The sequence below is a fragment of the Hydrogenophaga sp. GW823-FHT04C09 genome, assembly GCF_058796355.1.
This window is the reverse complement of the sequence record NZ_JBXAIO010000012.1, coordinates 77,501-80,000: the sequence shown is the minus strand read 5'-3', so window position 1 is coordinate 80,000 and position 2,500 is coordinate 77,501. Positions and strand designations below refer to the sequence as shown.

The window sequence follows — 2,500 nt, the reverse complement described above, 5'->3', positions numbered from 1 at the left end:
ACTTAGCTACCCGGCAATGCCACTGGCGTGACAACCGGTACACCAGAGGTGCGTCCACTCCGGTCCTCTCGTACTAGGAGCAGGCTTCCTCAAATCTGCAGCGCCCACGGAAGATAGGGACCAAACTGTCTCACGACGTTTTAAACCCAGCTCACGTACCTCTTTAAATGGCGAACAGCCATACCCTTGGGACCGGCTACAGCCCCAGGATGAGATGAGCCGACATCGAGGTGCCAAACACCGCCGTCGATATGAACTCTTGGGCGGTATCAGCCTGTTATCCCCAGAGTACCTTTTATCCGTTGAGCGATGGCCCTTCCATACAGAACCACCGGATCACTATGTCCTGCTTTCGCATCTGCTCGACTTGTCAGTCTCGCAGTTAAGCACGCTTATGCCATTGCACTATTAGCACGATGTCCGACCGTACCTAGCGTACCTTCGAACTCCTCCGTTACACTTTGGGAGGAGACCGCCCCAGTCAAACTGCCTACCATGCACTGTCCCCGATCCAGATAATGGACCTAGGTTAGAACCTCAAACACACCAGGGTGGTATTTCAACGTTGGCTCCACAAGATCTAGCGACCCTGCTTCAAAGCCTCCCACCTATCCTACACAGATCTGTTCAAAGTCCAATACAAAGCTACAGTAAAGGTTCATGGGGTCTTTCCGTCTTTCCGCGGGGAGATTGCATCATCACAAACATTTCAACTTCGCTGAGTCTCAGGAGGAGACAGTGTGGCCATCGTTACGCCATTCGTGCAGGTCGGAACTTACCCGACAAGGAATTTCGCTACCTTAGGACCGTTATAGTTACGGCCGCCGTTTACTGGGACTTCGATCAAGAGCTTGCACCCCATCAATTAATCTTCCAGCACCGGGCAGGCGTCACACCCTATACGTCCACTTTCGTGTTTGCAGAGTGCTGTGTTTTTAATAAACAGTCGCAGCCACCAATTTTTTGCAACCCATTCATGCTCAGATGTTCTCATCACATTACTAGGGCACACCTTCTTCCGAAGTTACGGTGTCAATTTGCCGAGTTCCTTCTCCTGAGTTCTCTCAAGCGCCTTAGAATACTCATCTCGCGCACCAGTGTCGGTTTGCGGTACGGTCAATTACAAGCTGAAGCTTAGTGGCTTTTCCTGGGACCTCGTTCAGTTACTTCGCGAGCAAGCTCGCTCGATCGACAGCCTCGGTATATGACACGCGGATTTGCCTACGTGTCGCCTACATCTGTCTAAACCGGCACATCCAACCGCCGGATAACCTATTAAGATCCGTCCCCACATCGCACTTGTAATCGGTACAGGAATATTGACCTGTTTCCCATCAGCTACGCATCTCTGCCTCGCCTTAGGGGCCGACTCACCCTACGCCGATGAACGTTGCGTAGGAAACCTTGCGCTTACGGCGAGGGGGCTTTTCACCCCCTTTAACGCTACTCATGTCAGCATTCGCACTTCTGATACCTCCAGCATCCTTTACAAGACACCTTCACAGGCTTACAGAACGCTCTCCTACCACTTGCAATAAATTGCAAATCCGCAGCTTCGGTAACTGGCTTAGCCCCGTTACATCTTCCGCGCAGGACGACTCGATCAGTGAGCTATTACGCTTTCTTTAAATGATGGCTGCTTCTAAGCCAACATCCTGACTGTTTTAGCCTTCCCACTTCGTTTCCCACTTAGCCAATTTTAGGGACCTTAGCTGGCGGTCTGGGTTGTTTCCCTCTTGAGTCCGGACGTTAGCACCCGGTGCTCTGTCTCCCAAGCTGTACTCATCGGTATTCGGAGTTTGCCTTGGTTTGGTAAGTCGCCATGACCCCCTAGCCAAAACAGTGCTCTACCCCCGACGGTAATACTTGAGGCACTACCTAAATAGTTTTCGGAGAGAACCAGCTATTTCCAAGTTTGTTTAGCCTTTCACCCCTATCCACAGCTCATCCGCTAGTTTTGCAACACTAGTCGGTTCGGACCTCCAGTACCTGTTACGGCACCTTCATCCTGGCCATGGATAGATCACTTGGTTTCGGGTCTACACCCAGCGACTGAATCGCCCTATTCGGACTCGATTTCTCTACGGCTTCCCTATTCGGTTAACCTTGCCACTGAATGTAAGTCGCTGACCCATTATACAAAAGGTACGCAGTCACCCCTTTCGAGGCTCCTACTTTTTGTAAGCACGCGGTTTCAGGATCTATTTCACTCCCCTCCCGGGGTTCTTTTCGCCTTTCCCTCACGGTACTTGTTCACTATCGGTCGATGATGAGTATTTAGCCTTGGAGGATGGTCCCCCCATATTCAGACAGGATTTCTCGTGTCCCGCCCTACTTGTCGTTAGCTCAGTACCACACAGGTCTTTTCACGTACGGGGCTATCACCCGCTATGGCCGCCCTTTCCAAAGCGTTCCGTTAAGTCTTGTGCTATCACTAACAGGCTCTTCCGATTTCGCTCGCCACTACTTTCGGAATCTCGGTTGATGTCTTTTCCTCGAG

The 2,500-nt window shown here is 51.3% G+C and carries 1 rRNA gene (only partly in view); it reads right to left on the bottom strand.

What is annotated here, in order from left to right:
* A 23S ribosomal RNA gene (locus tag AC1Q9M_RS24435) occupies positions 1-2,500 on the bottom strand (it extends past both window edges: 175 nt to the left, 204 nt to the right).